This is a genomic window from Mucilaginibacter sp. P2_D11 (genome assembly GCF_056404435.1).
The window spans coordinates 264,453-280,010 of the sequence record NZ_JBFUEA010000010.1 but is presented as its reverse complement, the minus strand read 5'-3'; the positions used below and the strand labels follow the sequence as shown (position 1 = coordinate 280,010).

The following is a 15,558-nucleotide window of genomic DNA, read 5'->3' as shown; positions in this document are numbered from 1 at the left end:
GCAAAAAACCGGTATCATAGTTTTCAACAAAAGAAAGGAGCCTACAAAAAGAAAAAAAGAAGCAAAAAAAGAAAAACGTGTTGGAATATGGAAAACTGAAGGAGTTTCCCACATTCCAACACGACAAGCAAACCACAACAATTATTCTTTATCTTTAGAAAAGGGTAAACCTAATTCAGGACTAAAATAAAGTGTAAACCAACAACAGGACTAATCAGTAAAAGTGTAAACTTTTTTCAGGACGAGACAGTGGAACACTTTTTTTGCTAAAAGTGGAACACCTTTAGGGTATAATCCGGCTATGGGTTTACACTTTATTTAGTCCCATTAACTATAATCCTCACCGTATCCCACATTCTGAACCTAAGGCCATGCAAGGGCAGTATCCTCGCAACGAAAATCACCGTGAATTTCAAAAATATTGCTGAATCTGAGCAAACCTAACGCTATATTGCGCGTTAATATCACCCAACGCAAACACACTTGAAAAACACCTTCCGCCTGCTGCTTATCGTTTTCGCAGCCTCTGTAACTTCCGCATCCGCACAGGTCACCGTTAAAGATACTACCTTAAAAGTGGCCGTTAAGGATACCACCTTAAAACCCACCCTCGATACCGCCCGTTACGACTCATTGATGGCCCGCATGGCCAATGGCGACAAACGCTGGCCGGTTAAACATGCTCCTTACCCCCTGCCCGGCGCCATACTTCCCTTTAACCGTATAGTGGCCTATTACGGCAATATGTACTCCAAAAATATGGGTGCCCTTGGCCAGTACGAACCCGTTGAAATGCGCCGCAGGCTAATGGCCGAAGTAAAAGCCTGGCAAGCTGCAGATACGCTCACGTCTGTAGTCCCCGCTTTGCATTATATATGCGTAACCGCCCAGGCCGATGCCGGCCGCAACGGCCTCCACAATCTGCGCATGCCCTTTAGCCAGATAGATAAGGCTATAGAAATGGCCAAGCCCATCAATGCGCTGGTATTCCTGGATATACAGGTGGGTTTCAGCACGGTACAGACTGAACTACCCAAACTGGAGAAATATTTGAGGATGCCCAACGTGCATTTCGGCATCGACCCGGAGTTCTCCATGAAAGAGGGCAGCGTGCCGGGTAAACGCATCGGCACTTTCGATGCGGCAGACATCAACTACGTGAGCGATTACCTCAGCAAGCTTTGCATCAAATACAACCTGCCGCCTAAAATATTCGTGGTGCACCGTTTCACCAAGCGCATGGTGACCAACTATCAGGATATTAAGCTGCGCGAGAACGTACAATTCGTGATGGATATGGATGGCTGGGGCCCGCCCGAACTAAAGAAGGGCACTTACAAATACTTCGTGCAAGGCGAACCGGTACAATTCACCGGCTTTAAGCTGTTTTACAAAAACGATATCAAGAATGCGCCAAACCGTATGCTGACGCCAAAAGAAGTTCTTAGCCTGAAGCCTGCACCGCTTTATATTCAGTATCAATAATCCGCGCATCCAATTCAACACCATGTCATTGCGAAGCCGAAGCGGTGGAAAGCGGGCGGGGGCTGTGGCAACCTCATAGGACAAGCGGATATGCAAATTAGCTCTGCTATGTTCAATGTCCTATGAGGTTGCCGCGCTGCGCTCGCAATGACAATACTAAGTGAATAGTCACGTCCGTCCGTCATCCTAAAATCAAATCCTCACTTTTTTTAAATAAATTCTACTAATCCCCTATAGTATGTATATATTTGGGGTGTAATAATGACAAACAAAGATTACATATATCAAACCAGATTCGTATATTGCTGTATGCAAGGCGATAAAGTGTGGTTGTAAGTATATGTAAATTAAAATATATGCCTCTTCAGCCACAGCGAAGGGGTTTTTTTATACTAAAACTAAATTAAATACTAATATGCAGAGCTTCAGGACCGAACTGGAGAATCCGATTGTGGAACAAGATATTATCGACCTTGAAAGGAAGATACGCGCGTTCCGCGAGGGTAAGATACACGATGAGAAGTTCCGCAGCCTGCGTTTAGCACGCGGCGTGTATGGCCAGCGCCAGCCGGGTGTACAAATGGTGCGCATCAAATTACCTTTCGGTAAAGTCACTTTTAAACAATTATTGAAGATTGCCGATATATCAGACGAGTACGGCAGCGGCAACCTGCACCTCACCACCCGCCAGGATATACAGATACATTACGTAAGCCTCGATCGTACCCCGCAACTTTGGGCCGAACTGGAGCGCGACGATATCACCCTGCGCGAAGCCTGCGGTAACACTGTGCGTAACGTAACCTCATCCCCTACTTCGGGCATCGACCCAAAGGAACCGTTTGATGTTTCGCCTTATGCAGATGCGATGTTCCGCTACTTTTTACGGAACCCCATCTGCCAGGAAATGGGTCGTAAATTCAAAATTTCCTTCTCCTCCAGCGACGAGGATACTGCTTTCTCTTACATACACGATTTGGGTTTCATCCCGAAAGTAAATGAGAACGGCGAACGCGGCTTTAAAGTAATGCTTGGCGGCGGCCTTGGCGCGCAGCCTTTACTGGCCAGCCCGGTAGAAGATTTCCTGCCTGAGGATCAGCTTATCCCCTACGCCGAAGCCATTATCCGCGTGTTCGACCGCCATGGCGAGCGTAATAACCGCAACAAGGCCCGTTTAAAATATTTGATTCAGAAGATTGGTTTGGAGGAAGTACTGCGTTTGGCTAAAGAAGAACGCATCGCCATCAAGGTAAAAACCTACCCAATCAACCGCGATACAGTCCCCGCCCCTGCTTTACCGGAAACTACTGAATACCCAACTATAGAGATTGCCAATCCTTTCCGTTATGAGCAATGGTTGGCTACCAATGTTTTCGAACAGAAGCAAGAGGGTTTCTTCGGCGTGTATATTAAAGTACCCGTTGGCGATATCCCTACCGATGTTGCCCGCAAACTGGTTGATGCCATCCGCCCCTACGTTGGCGATGAGATACGCATCACCCAAAACCAGGGCCTGCTGCTGAAATTCATCCGCAAAGAGGCTTTACCGGCATTATACGAGGGCCTTAACGCCCTTGATTTTGCCGCGCCGGGCTTCGATAGCATTGCCGATGTTACCACCTGCCCCGGTACCGATACCTGCAACCTGGGTATCAGCAACAGCATGACCATGGCTAAGGTGTTGGAAGACCTCATCTACAACGAATACGAGGACTTTATTTACAACCGCGAGATCAAGATAAAAATTAGTGGCTGTATGAACAGCTGCGGCCAGCATGGTTTGGCGCATATCGGCTTCCACGGCAGTTCGCTAAAAGCGGGTGCCAGGGTATTACCATCTGTACAGGTAATGCTGGGTGGCGGCACCGTAGGCAATGGCGAAGGCCGCGCTGCAGACAGGGTTATCAAAGTCCCTTCAAAACGTGCTACGCATGCTTTACGTGCTGTACTGGACGACTACAAAGCATCCGCGCAGGAAAACGAAACCTACCACGCCTATTACGACCGCCAAGGTAAAGATTACTTTTACCGCCTGTTAAAACCGTTGGCAGATCTCACCACCTTAACCGATGATGAATTTGTTGACTGGGGCCATCAGGAAACTTATGTGAGCGCCATTGGCGTAGGCGAATGCGCCGGCGTAATCATCGATTTGGTTGCTACCCTGCTATTCGAGAGCGAGGAGAAACTGGGCTGGAGTAACGGCGCTTATGCCAAAGGTTTGTGGAGCGATGCTATTTATCATGCTTACAACACCATGATCAGCGCGGCTAAGGCATTATTGCTGGATAAAGGCTTAAACAGCAGCACCCAAACAGGCATCATCAAAGAATTCGATAACAACTACGTAGCCACCGGCGAGTTTACCTTAGCAGGTACCTTTAACGACCTGGTGTTGCAAATAAACAAGAACGAACCATCCGAGGCATTCGCGACCGCCTATTTGCAACAGGCGGCAACATTCCTGCAATCGGTAAAAGATAAAAGAGAGGCAGTATTGCAATCATGATACAAACGCAAACAAAAACTACTGTAAAAGAGCCACGCATTACCTTAGTGGGCGCAGGCCCCGGCGATGCCGAGCTTATTACTATAAAAGGCATCAAAGCCCTGCAAACCGCTGATGTGGTTTTGTATGATGCTTTGGTTAATGAAGAATTATTGGAGTTTGCCCCGGAGCATGCTACCAAAGTGTACGTGGGCAAACGCAGCGGCGATCATTCTTTCTCGCAGGAAAATATCAATAAACTGATGATTGATTATGCCCTGAACTATGGCCACGTTGTCCGCTTAAAAGGTGGCGACCCGTTCGTATTCGGTCGTGGGTACGAGGAATTGGACCATGCAGCAGATTACAGCATCCCTGCGCAGGTTATACCTGGTATATCAAGTTCTATTGGCGTACCGGGCTTGCAAGGCATCCCTGTAACACACCGTGGCTTGAGCGAAAGCTTTTGGGTAGTAACCGGCACCACCAGCGATGGTAAGGTGTCTGCAGACCTGTACGCCGCCGCCAAAACCAATGCTACCATAGTAGTATTGATGGGCATCCATAAATTAGCTCAAATTACCGAAATATTTAAAGCGGAAGGCAAACACAGGCTACCCGTTGCCGTAATACAAAGCGGAACGACCGATAACGAAAAAGTAGTAGTTGGTACCGTGAACACCATTGTGGAATCAGCCGAAGATAATGGCATCACCTCCCCTGCCTTAATTGTTTTTGGCGAAGTGGTTTCTCTACATCCAAAATTTCAGCCCATCAGGGAATTTTATGACATCGTTGCCCAGGAATAATCATATAACGGACGTTCCGCCGCAAAAATCAGAGGGAAACCAATTATTCCCTGTGTTTTTAAAGCTGAATAACCTGCATACCGTGCTTATTGGCGGTGGCAATGTTGGCCTTGAAAAGCTGACAGCCATGCTGAACAATAGCCACGATGCGGCCGTAACCGTTATTGCAAAAACTTTCCTGCCCCAGATAGAGGCAGTGGCAGCGGGCACGCCAAAGCTGGCTCTCATCAAAAAAGCATTTGCAGATACCGATCTGGACAATGCCGACCTGGTTATTGCCGCAACCGACGATGCAGAACTGAACGCGTATATCCGCCAGTCGGCACACGACCGCAAGCTGCTTATCAACGTAGCCGACAAGCCCGAGCTTTGCGATTTTTACCTCGGCTCTATAGTGCAAAAGGGCGATCTCAAGATAGGTATCTCTACCAACGGCAAATCGCCAACGGTAGCCAAACGCCTTAAAGAAGTTTTCAGTGATGCATTGCCCGATGAGTTGGATGTTACGTTACAACACATGAGCGAAATAAGGAACAAACTTTCCGGAGATTTTGCGCATAAAGTTGAAGAACTTAACCGTGTTACCGCTGTACTGGTAGGCGGCAAAACTCCCCCAAGCAACAATGCATTAAAACTGGTGGTGTGGAGTACATTTGTGGCTTTCCTGGCTATTACGATTACATCGCTTTGGTTGAGGGAGCCGGGTTTTCAATCTTTCGTAGAAAACATCAACCCTCGGTTTTACTATTTTTTAGCGGCAGGCTTTGTTTTTGCCATGATAGATGGGGCGATAGGCATGTCGTACGGCGTTACATCAACCACGTTCTCTTTATCCATGGGCTTACCCGCTGCACCGGCAAGCATGGGCGTGCACTTATCAGAGATACTGAGTAACGGCATAGCGGGCTGGATGCATTACCGCATGGGCAATGTAAATTGGAAGCTGTTCAAATTGCTTTTAATCCCCGGCATCATCGGTGCGGTTACAGGCGCATACCTGCTCTCATCGCTCGAACATTACAGTACTTATACCAAGCCCGTTGTATCTTTTTACACGCTGGTATTAGGGAGCGTTATTTTATCCAAAGCCATCAACATCAACCGTAAACGTACATCAGGAAAAATCAAAAATATTTCGCTGCTTGGGCTTGGCGGTGGCTTTATTGATGCTGTTGGCGGCGGCGGCTGGGGCTCTATAGTCCTTTCAACCCTCATCGCCGGCGGGCGCCATCCCCGTTTCTCTTTAGGCACTGTAAAATTGTCGCGGTTTTTTATTGCGTTAACCAGTTCGCTTACCTTCATTTTAATGCTCAACGGCAAGTATTGGGAATCCGTGGCGGGCCTGGTTATCGGCAGCGCGCTGGCATCGCCAATCGCGGCAAAAATCTCCAACAAGATTTCTGCAAAAACAATTATGGCATCAGTGGGCATCATCGTAATTTTGATAAGCCTTTACAGTATTTACAAATTTATCAACAAAGTATTCTAAGTGGCAGATACTAGTTACATATCGCAATTGATTGTTGAGCAGCAGCCTGTGGATGCACTACGTGCACTAGCTGCAGAATTCCCGGGCGAGATCGTGTTCTCTACCAGCTTTGGCTGGGAAGACCAGGTGATAACGCATATGATATTCGCCAACGATATCCCCATTAAAGTTTTCACGCTGGAAACCGGCCGCTTGTTCCCCGAAACTTACTATGTTTGGAACCGCACTATGGAAATATACGGCAAACCCATCCACGCTTACTATCCCGAGCATACTGCTTTGGAGGCTATGGTGAACGCTAAGGGCCCAAACAGCTTCTACGAATCGGTAGAGAACCGTAAGCAATGCTGCGGCATCCGTAAGATAGAGCCCCTGCACCGTGCCGTTGCGGGCAATAAATTGTGGGTAACCGGCATCCGTGCCGACCAAAGTGCCAACCGCGAAGACATGAGCAATGTGGAATGGGATAATGGCAATAACCTGTTCAAATACCACCCAATCTTCAGCTGGACGCTGGTGGACGTAAAAGCATACATTAAACAATACAATATACCGTACAATACACTGCACGACAGAGGTTTCCCGAGCATTGGCTGCGCGCCATGCACTCGTGCCGTACAACCCGGCGAAGATTTCAGGGCCGGGCGCTGGTGGTGGGAAGACCAAAGTAAAAAAGAATGCGGCCTGCATGCAGTTGAACTAAATGATTTAAAGGAATGAGCAAATACCGGTTAGATTACCTGGACGAGTTAGAGGCAGAGGCCATTTATATATTGCGCGAGGTAGCCGGGCAGTTCGAAAAACCTGCGCTGTTATTTTCGGGCGGTAAGGATTCCATTACCCTGGTGCACCTGGCGTTAAAGGCCTTCCGCCCGGGTAAATTCCCTTTTCCGTTGGTACATATAGATACCGGGCACAATTTTGTGGAAACCATTACTTACCGCGATGATATGATAGCCCGCATTGGCGAAAAACTCATCGTGGGTCACGTACAAGATAGTATTGACGAGGGTAAGGTGATAGAGCAGAAAGGCAAAAACGCCAGCCGTAACGCTTTGCAAACCGTTACGCTGCTTGATACTATCGCCAAACACCAGTTTGATGCCTGTATAGGTGGTGCCCGCCGCGACGAGGAGAAAGCCCGCGCTAAAGAACGCATTTTTTCGGTGCGTGATGAATTTGGCCAATGGGACCCGAAACGCCAGCGCCCCGAGCTTTGGAACATCTACAATGGCAAAATTCATAAAGGCGAGAACGTACGCGTGTTCCCGATAAGCAACTGGACGGAACTTGACGTATGGAACTATATCCGCCGCGAGAATATCGCCCTGCCAACCATTTATTTTGCGCACCAGCGCGATTGCATTACCCGTAACGGTCAGTTAATGGCTGCATCGCCGTTTTTGAATATGGATGCGGATGATAAGATAGAAAACAAGAATGTACGCTTCCGCACCGTTGGCGACATGACCTGTACCGCAGCTGTAGAATCGTACGCCTTTGAAATAGATGATATTATCAACGAGATAGCATCTTCTAAAATAAGCGAACGCGGCGCCCGTATGGACGATAAAGTAAGCGAAGCCGCCATGGAAGACAGAAAAAAAGGGGGATATTTTTAGCCTCACCCCGCCCCTCTCCAAAGGAGAGGGAGGTAAAAAAAGCTTCTTCAAGTCCTCTCCTTTGGAGAGGATTTAGGTGAGGCTACGATAAGCAAATCAAGAGAGCGGACATAAAATCCGAATTCGAAAATCCGAATTCCGAAATATAGAAGAATGGACATTTTAAAATTTATAACCGCAGGCAGCGTAGACGATGGCAAGAGCACATTGATTGGCCGCCTGTTGTACGATAGCGAAGCGATACTGGTAGATCAATTGGAGGCTCTCCATGCATCTAACCGCAAAAACGATGACGGCAGCATCGACCTGGCCATCCTTACCGACGGCCTAAAGGCCGAACGCGAGCAGGGCATCACCATTGATGTAGCCTACAAATACTTCGAGACGGACAAGCGTAAATTCATCATTGCCGATGCGCCGGGGCATATCCAGTACACCCGCAACATGGTTACCGGTGCCAGTAATGCCGGCCTGGCCATTATCCTGATTGATGCCCGTAAAGGCGTTATCGAGCAAACTACCCGTCACTCGTTTTTAGTGTCGTTGCTGCAGATACAGCAGGTGGTAGTTGCCGTAAACAAAATGGATATGGTTGATTACAGCGAAGATGTATTCAACAAAATAGTGGCCGATTACAAAGTGCTGGCCGGTAAGGTTGGGCTTAAAAATGTTACTTACATCCCCGTTAGCGCATTAAAAGGTGATAACATTGTGTACCCATCCGCAAAAATAGGCTGGTACACCGGCGACAGCCTGCTTACGCATTTGGAAAATGTAGAACTGGAGATAGACGATGCTTCGGCGCATGCACGCCTTCCTGTACAATGGGTAGTACGCCCCCAAACCGACGAACTGCACGATTATCGTGGCTACGCCGGCCGTGTAAGCAGCGGTTCTTTTAAAGTGAATGATAAAGTAACGGTACTGCCATCCGGCTTCAGCTCCACCATATCTAAAATAGAGTTTTATGATAAGGAGCTTAAAGAGGCTTTGGCTGGTAAATCGGTAACGGTGCACCTGGCAGATAATATCGATATCAGCCGCGGCGATATTATTGTAAACAGTGCCGGGCAGCCGCAGCTATCGAACCTGATAGAGGCCGACCTCTGTTGGATGGACACCCGCCCGCTGGACACCTCGCTCACCTACCTGGTACAGCACAACACCAAAACCATCCGCTGCAGAATAAGCGAGGTGCTTTATAAGGTGAACATCAATACGCTCGAGAAAGATTACGATGAAGATTTCAAGCTGAACGATATCGGTCGCATCGTTATCAAAACCGCCGAACACCTTGCCTTCGACCCTTACCAGTTAAACAAAGCCAACGGTGGCGCTATCATCATCGATAGCCGCACCAATGTTACCGTGGGCGCGCTGATGCTAAGGCAGGCCGTAGATTAAATATAATTGACCAATTATATTCTGTTAAAGTGATGCAGAAAAACCCTGCGCGAGGTGCAACTCGTGCGGGGTTTGTTGTTTAATGACCACTTGCTACAGCTCTCTTTTTGTCATCAAAACATCAGCAAATAAAAAATTGAATATTTTTTGAAATGTTTGGGGTTATCGGTCGTCTGATAGGTAACAAACACACATACTCATGAAAAACAATTACCTCACCCATACCACATTGTTGCCGGCCATAGCTACGGCAATACCATATGAAGAAAAAGAGCTTGCCATATTGTTCCTGGATATCCGCAACTTTACCGGCTTGATGGTGTCGCAGCCCGAGCAGCACATTATCCAGATAGTACGCCGCTTGTTCACCGCCTTTAACCAAATCATCAAAAGCTTTAGCGGCAAGGTGATAGAAACCGCCGGCGACAGCCTGTACGCGGTATTTGGTTTGCATGACACTCTGCCCGAGGCCGTAAATAACGCCTATTTGGCCACCAGGGCCATGTTCCGCACAGTGGGCCTGTTCAACGACTCGTATGCTATCGACACCGAAAACGCTCCCCTTGAAATGGGTGCGGGCTTACACGCCGGCCGTGTTTTTATAGATGAATTCTCGCTGGAAGGCACGCCGCAGCTGGCTGTAATGGGCCTGCCCGTAAACATTACGGCCCGGCTACAGGCAAAAACCAGGGAACTGAACAATGATTTGCTCATTTCAGAATACGCTTACCACTTTTTAAACGAGCCGGAAACCGCAGCGGGCTTACAAACGGTTACGCTGCAGGGCATAGCGCAGGGGCAGCAGATACGCCTTGCCGGTAGCCCTTACTATGTGCCCAAAGCATTGGCCGAACCCGATTTGCAAATGAGCTACTTGCTTGCCATATCGGGCTAAGGCGGCGCAGTACAAACCGGCCCTTATAGTAATCCCGGAGAGAGATGATAATCCTCCCGGGATTTTTTGTTGCCTGTAAAAGGAATGTTGCGTTATTTGTGCTTATTTTGGCCTTAACATTTAAATTTGCCTGAATCTTATGACGATGTATAACAAAACTCTTCTCCCTGTATTTCTTTTGCTCTTTTGCACCAATGCTTTCGCGCAAAACAAGGTTATTTTCGAGGTGACCTTATCAGATGCTAAAGTAGAGCATAGCTTATATAATTCCATCAACCTGGAAGATTCACGTACAAATGTAGCTGGTTTGGGTTACGTGCAAACGGGTGTATATAACAAGGTAACAAAAGTTACGCCCCCTGCCCCATTTTCGGCAGAAATAAAACGGATTCTTGCTTCGTTATTAGGCACTGATGCAGGCAATAGCGAATTATTATTACAGCTAAGGCAGTTTAGTTTCGCGGAGCTGACAAACGCTATTGGCGAATATGGCTATTGTACTGTAAAAGCCGAAATGTACGCCAAAAAGGGAACCGGGTATCTAAAAATAAATTCTTTGGATACGCTTGTGCAGCTCCGTTCGTCTATCGATGTCACCAATCCGATATTACGTAGCGGAAGCATGTTGTTAACCGTTTTTATACAGGCAAGCCTTACCATGCTACCTGCAACTGATGCACGGATTTACACTTACAATGATGTGATGCATATCGACAGCATTGAAAAAAAAGCTTTGCCATTATACAATACCAGCAGCTATACTGATGGCTTGTATTTAACTTATCAATCGTTTAAAACCCAGTTACCCGATAAGCAAGGCATAACGATAGAGAACGATTACGTTTACCCGGGTTTTGTAAAAGCGCCCGATGAAAAAGGAAAACTAAGGGATGTTAAACTGAAAAAAACTTACGCTATTGTGTACAAAGGAACGCCGTACATTGTTACAGCGTTCGGTTTTTATCCGCTTAAAAAAGTCAAGAACGAGTTTACCTTTACCGGCATGGCCAAAACCCCGCCAAGTGCTGCCAGTTTAATAATCGTCAACGGAATGTTTGGCACCACCGGAACATCGGCAAGTTCAGGCAATGAAAGCACGTACGAGATGATGATCGACCATCAAAACGGCTCTATAATCAAGCTAAAAGAGCTACCGGCTGTAAAAGCAACGAGTACAAACGACGGCTGGGATTAAAAAAGCGTGCAGTTTGGTTGTCAAAATACGCCTCCTGCGTTAAAACGCGATGTTCCGTTTATAAATAATCCTATCAATGGTGCTGCCTATAACCTGCAACACCTCTTCTTCCAGGAAATCTTCGTTGCGCTGCATCCACTCGCTTCCGAGCTTAAATAACATGGCTACCCGCCCGTCTATAAACCTCACGTGCCACACCTGCCACGATTTAAAATAAGCGCTGGTGATGTTTACCAACTGCGCTTTGCCGTCTGTCAGTTTAACTTTGTAATCCATTTTTGGGGTCAGTATTTTTAAAATGTAGATGTGCTATAAATACGGCAAACAAACCGCCTTATTGTGTCATCAAATGTTAAATTTAACTCAAAATATGGTAAACACGTATCATTCAGGGCGTTTTATTAACGATTAAGAAAAAAGATTATCTACAGGCTCAAGAAATTTGGCCAACCTGTTTTGCATGCCCACGGCAATAGCGTTTATATGGCACTTACAACAAATCCGTAGCCAAATTTGCCAGTTCGCTGCGCTCGCCTTTTTGCAGCGTTATATGCGCGTATAGCGGGTGTCCTTTGGCTTTATCTATCAGATACGATAAGCCGTTGCTCTCGGCATCCAGGTATGGGGTATCTATCTGGTAAATATCACCGGTGAAAACGAATTTACTGTTCTCGCCTGCGCGGGAGATGATAGTCTTCACCTCGTGAGGCGTAAGGTTCTGGGCCTCATCTACAATAAAAAATATTTTGGCCAGCGTGCGCCCACGGATGAAAGCCAGTGGGGTTATAGATATCTTATCGTTGGCCACCAGCTCATCTATTTTGCCCTGCATCTTTTCATCGTCGGCAAACTGATCTTTAATAAACTTCAGGTTATCCCAAATAGGCGCCATGTAAGGGTCTATCTTCGATTTTACGTCGCCCGGCAAAAAGCCTATATCTTTATTGCTTAGTGGCACAATGGGGCGGGTAACAAAAATCTGGCGGTAATGCTTGCGTTGTTCCAGTGCGCTGGCCAGGGCCAGCAGGGTTTTACCCGTGCCGGCGTTGCCTTGTATGGTCACCAGCTTAATATCGGGGTGCAGCAGGGCGTGTATGGCGAAAGCCTGCTCCAAATTGCGCGGATGTATATTGAGTACAGGCTGCTCGGTAACCTTTTCTATCCGGTTGCTTTGTTTGTTGTAGAAAGCCGATGCGGTTGCGTTTTTGCTATTCAATACAAAAAACTGGTTGCTTTGGGCCTTTATCTCCAAGTCCTCTGCCGGGATGGTATCGTTTTTATTCAGCCGCGCCATCAGCTTCTCAGTTACCTTGTTCAGCACGGTTTTGCCGCTGTACAGTTCTTCCAGGTTTTTTACTTTGCCCGTTTCGTAATCTTCGGCATATAGGTTTAAGGCCTTGGCTTTAAGGCGCAGGCAAATGTCTTTAGATACCAGTATCACCTTTTTATCCGGGTTCTCGAACTGTACGCCAAGGGCTGCGTTCAGGATGCGGTGGTCTATCTTTTCAGAACCAAAAACCTCTTCGGCATCGGCACTGCTGTTCTTCACGTCCATTATCACCTTAAAGCTGCCCTTGCTTTTGCCGTTCAAGGGCATCCACTGGTTGATGAGTTGATTTTTGGATATATCGTCCATCAGGCGGATAAAGCTGCGCGCCTCAAAATTGCGGGTATCGTTACCGCTTTTCATGTTGTCCAGCTCTTCCAGCACCTGTATGGGTATGGCCACATCATGTTCCTGAAAGTTCTCGAAAGCGTTGTGGTCATATAGGATAACCGATGTATCCAGCACAAATATCTTCTTTTTCCGGTCGGCCTTGTCTGTAGTATCCTTATTCATCAATGGCTAAATTAATGATTTTGATGGATAAAAAACCAAGGCAACACTGTCCGCACAAAGATTTACAAAAAAGCAGGTAACTTTTCGGCTGCGCGTTAAGTGCTTCTAAAGCGCGATTTATTGTTTTTCTTCAATGGCATCAAGCACCGGCTTGCTGTCTACAAATTGTTCGAAGCTTATAATTCTTCCATCTTTTAGTTTCCATACATGGGCCACCCTTGCTTCAAAAGGTTTGCCGGTAATTTTATAAGTCCCGGTATAGGTACCGTAGGCTACCACCTTATCATCGCCGGCCACATAGTCTTCGGGTGTGAATTTATAATCAATCCATTCGCTACCCAGGCGGCTAAAAACATTTTTGGTGATGTTATCCATGCCGATGTATGTTCCGCCATAAGGGAAGCCATGGGCCTCTGTCCAGCTGATATTATCGGCTACATATTTAGCCAGGTTTCTACCATTTTCCTCGGAAGTTTTGCCTTCGTAGGTGCTTCTAACAATTTCTAAATTGGTCATTTTCTTTTGTTTTACGGCACAACCCGGCAGCACAATAAGCACTGCCAGGTTGAACAAAATTGCTTATTTTACCATTTCATTTCGCCGGTGTTTACTTTCGCGCCAATCTGCAAGGCTATTTCAAAAGTAAGCGCAGGATATTTTGCTTTTATAGTCGCAACCAATGCCGTTGAGGTTTTATTGGTTTTCAAAGCTTCTTCGTAAAATTGGATATACGTTTTGGTATGTTTAACAGCACTGATATCAAACGGACTGGCGTTATTGGCGTGGGCGGGGATTACGATAGCCGGATGCAATGCTTCAATTTTCTCTAAAACAGCAATCCATTGATTACGGGCATCTGCTGTTTGTGCATCAGCCATCCATAAATTAAATGTGGTTCCGAAGATGTTGATACCGCCTATAATGGCTTTGATAGCAGGTATCCATACAAAAGTTTTAGCAGGGAACTCTTCTAAGCCCACAATTTCTATTTTCTGACCTTCCAGCTCGATGCTGTTGCCTTTTAATACCTGTGGTAAAATAGCATTTGAGGTTACCTTATTGCCCAGTTGGCCACCCCAAACATCTAACTTCTTTTGAGCGGTTGCCTTAATATGCTCTACCGTTGCCGGCGAAGCATAAGCGGTTACTTCAGGAAAGTACTTTTTGAATACTTCTAAGCCAAAGTAAAAATCGGGATCGCCGTGAGAAACATAAATAGCCGTTAATTTCTTTCCAGAATTTTTAATTTCCTGTGCTACATTTTCAGCATCGGCCAGGGTAAATTGCGCATCAATCAACACTGCATCGGTTTTGCCGGATATGATGACCGACGCCACACCAAAGGCATTTTCTGATGCGTTGTAAATTTCAAGTTTTAAGTTGTTTGCTTCAATTGTTTTGAAGCTTTGTGCCTGTACATCCATTTTGAATAAAATTAAAGTGGTTAGTAATACCGTTGAAAAAATCTGTTTCATCTTTTGATTTAAATGATGAAACAAAGATGCTTACTGTTTAACCCTCAAAACGTTGAACAAGTTCAATAAATGCGGGCAATTTTATTTTCGGCCGGAAATCTTTCGCCTGATTTTACTCAAAAATTCGTGGCTGATACCTAAATATGCAGCAATCTGGAGATTGGATAGCCGTTGGAAGAGCTGCGGATATTTTTCAATAAAGTCAAGATAGCGTTGGTCGGCAGTTTTACTTAAATTATCTATCATTCTCCGTTGCAGGGCAACGTGCGTTTTTTGGGTCATCACCCTAAATAATTTTTCTATTTCAGGCAGGTTTGTATAGGCAAATTCTTTGTCCTTTTTTGTAATTAAAAGCACCTCACTGTCTTCCAGTGCCTCAATAAAAAGTTGTGAGGGCGTACCATTGGTAAAACTATCAATATCGGTAATCCACCAGTTTTCAATGGCAAAATAAAGTATTTGGTCAAAGCCGTTCTGGTCGATATGATAAACACGAAAAAGCCCTTTGGTAACGAAACCTTCAAATCTGCAAACTTCGCCGGCCCTCAATAAAAAATCTTTTCTTCTAATTGATTTTGGTTGAAATAAATTGCAAAATTCTTCTGTTTCTTTTTCAGAAAGAGAAATATGTTTAGCGATATTTTGTTTAAGGAGGTTTATCATGTAGTAGGTACTGTAAAGTTACCAATAATCCGACGAAGGAGCGCGACCTCTTTTCCGCTGTATTTGATTTATAGTATCAAGGCGACCCAATATTGAAATAGTATTTACTGAGAAGCTGCCATTTTTCAGCTCGCAAGAACTCTAAATCAATCAAGATAACTTTACAGGATTTTGCCGATTTCCGATTGAAAAC

15 protein-coding genes are annotated in these 15,558 nt (G+C 46.0%); 10 read left to right on the top strand and 5 right to left on the bottom strand.

The genetic code is table 11. The features are described 5' to 3' along the window. The 10 genes from AC1DXC_RS17665 to AC1DXC_RS17620 form a co-directional block, all read left to right on the top strand. Positions 1–190: hypothetical protein (locus AC1DXC_RS17665; RefSeq protein WP_477459077.1), on the top strand; the 190-nt coding region annotated here is incomplete at its 5' end. A 293-nt stretch (positions 191–483) separates the two neighbouring features. Continuing rightward, positions 484–1,485 (top strand): hypothetical protein, encoded by a 1,002-nt coding sequence (locus AC1DXC_RS17660; RefSeq protein ID WP_477460491.1) that lies wholly within the window; start codon positions 484–486, stop codon positions 1,483–1,485. Positions 1,486–1,900: 415 nt separating this feature from the next. Further along, complete coding sequence (locus AC1DXC_RS17655) at positions 1,901–3,994, top strand: nitrite reductase (RefSeq protein WP_477460490.1); 2,094 nt, start codon at positions 1,901–1,903, stop codon at positions 3,992–3,994. After that, entirely contained in the window at positions 3,991–4,782 is a 792-nt protein-coding gene (gene cobA / locus AC1DXC_RS17650; RefSeq protein WP_477460489.1) for a uroporphyrinogen-III C-methyltransferase, read from the top strand. Before AC1DXC_RS17655 ends, cobA begins: the two co-directional genes overlap by 4 nt. Then, positions 4,760–6,271, top strand: a complete 1,512-nt coding sequence (locus AC1DXC_RS17645) for a TSUP family transporter (RefSeq protein WP_477460488.1) — start codon at positions 4,760–4,762, stop codon at positions 6,269–6,271. Before cobA ends, AC1DXC_RS17645 begins: the two co-directional genes overlap by 23 nt. After that, positions 6,272–6,991, top strand: coding sequence for a phosphoadenylyl-sulfate reductase (locus AC1DXC_RS17640; protein ID WP_477460487.1), 720 nt, complete (start codon positions 6,272–6,274; stop codon positions 6,989–6,991). It begins immediately after the preceding gene. Continuing rightward, positions 6,988–7,893, top strand: coding sequence for a sulfate adenylyltransferase subunit CysD (cysD, locus tag AC1DXC_RS17635; RefSeq protein WP_477460486.1), 906 nt, complete (start codon positions 6,988–6,990; stop codon positions 7,891–7,893). The genes AC1DXC_RS17640 and cysD overlap by 4 nt, the downstream gene beginning before the upstream one ends. Positions 7,894–8,046: 153 nt before the next feature. Further along, positions 8,047–9,297 (top strand): sulfate adenylyltransferase subunit 1, encoded by a 1,251-nt coding sequence (locus AC1DXC_RS17630; protein ID WP_477460485.1) that lies wholly within the window; start codon positions 8,047–8,049, stop codon positions 9,295–9,297. 199 nt (positions 9,298–9,496) lie between these two features. Next, positions 9,497–10,192: an adenylate/guanylate cyclase domain-containing protein gene (locus tag AC1DXC_RS17625; RefSeq protein WP_477460484.1), complete on the top strand. Its 696-nt coding sequence runs from the start codon at positions 9,497–9,499 to the stop codon at positions 10,190–10,192. Positions 10,193–10,337: 145 nt separating this feature from the next. After that, the gene (locus AC1DXC_RS17620; protein ID WP_477460483.1) at positions 10,338–11,387 is read left to right on the top strand and encodes a hypothetical protein; all 1,050 of its coding nucleotides are present in this window, start codon (positions 10,338–10,340) and stop codon (positions 11,385–11,387) included. A gap of 39 nt (positions 11,388–11,426) precedes the next feature. Here AC1DXC_RS17620 and AC1DXC_RS17615 read toward each other — a convergent pair whose 3' ends face one another. From AC1DXC_RS17615 to AC1DXC_RS17595, 5 genes are all read right to left on the bottom strand, one after another. Further along, positions 11,427–11,663 carry a hypothetical protein gene (locus AC1DXC_RS17615; protein ID WP_477460482.1) on the bottom strand — a complete coding sequence of 79 codons (237 nt, stop codon included), beginning with the start codon at positions 11,661–11,663 and terminating at the stop codon, positions 11,427–11,429. A gap of 214 nt (positions 11,664–11,877) precedes the next feature. Further along, positions 11,878–13,227 carry a PhoH family protein gene (locus AC1DXC_RS17610; RefSeq protein WP_477460481.1) on the bottom strand — a complete coding sequence of 450 codons (1,350 nt, stop codon included), beginning with the start codon at positions 13,225–13,227 and terminating at the stop codon, positions 11,878–11,880. Positions 13,228–13,344: 117 nt separating this feature from the next. Next, positions 13,345–13,743, bottom strand: coding sequence for a nuclear transport factor 2 family protein (locus tag AC1DXC_RS17605; protein WP_477460480.1), 399 nt, complete (start codon positions 13,741–13,743; stop codon positions 13,345–13,347). Between the two features lie 68 nt (positions 13,744–13,811). After that, positions 13,812–14,702 (bottom strand): MBL fold metallo-hydrolase, encoded by an 891-nt coding sequence (locus AC1DXC_RS17600; protein ID WP_477460479.1) that lies wholly within the window; start codon positions 14,700–14,702, stop codon positions 13,812–13,814. An 81-nt stretch (positions 14,703–14,783) separates the two neighbouring features. Continuing rightward, positions 14,784–15,365 carry a Crp/Fnr family transcriptional regulator gene (locus AC1DXC_RS17595; protein WP_477460478.1) on the bottom strand — a complete coding sequence of 194 codons (582 nt, stop codon included), beginning with the start codon at positions 15,363–15,365 and terminating at the stop codon, positions 14,784–14,786. Between the last annotated feature and the right edge of the window lie 193 nt (positions 15,366–15,558).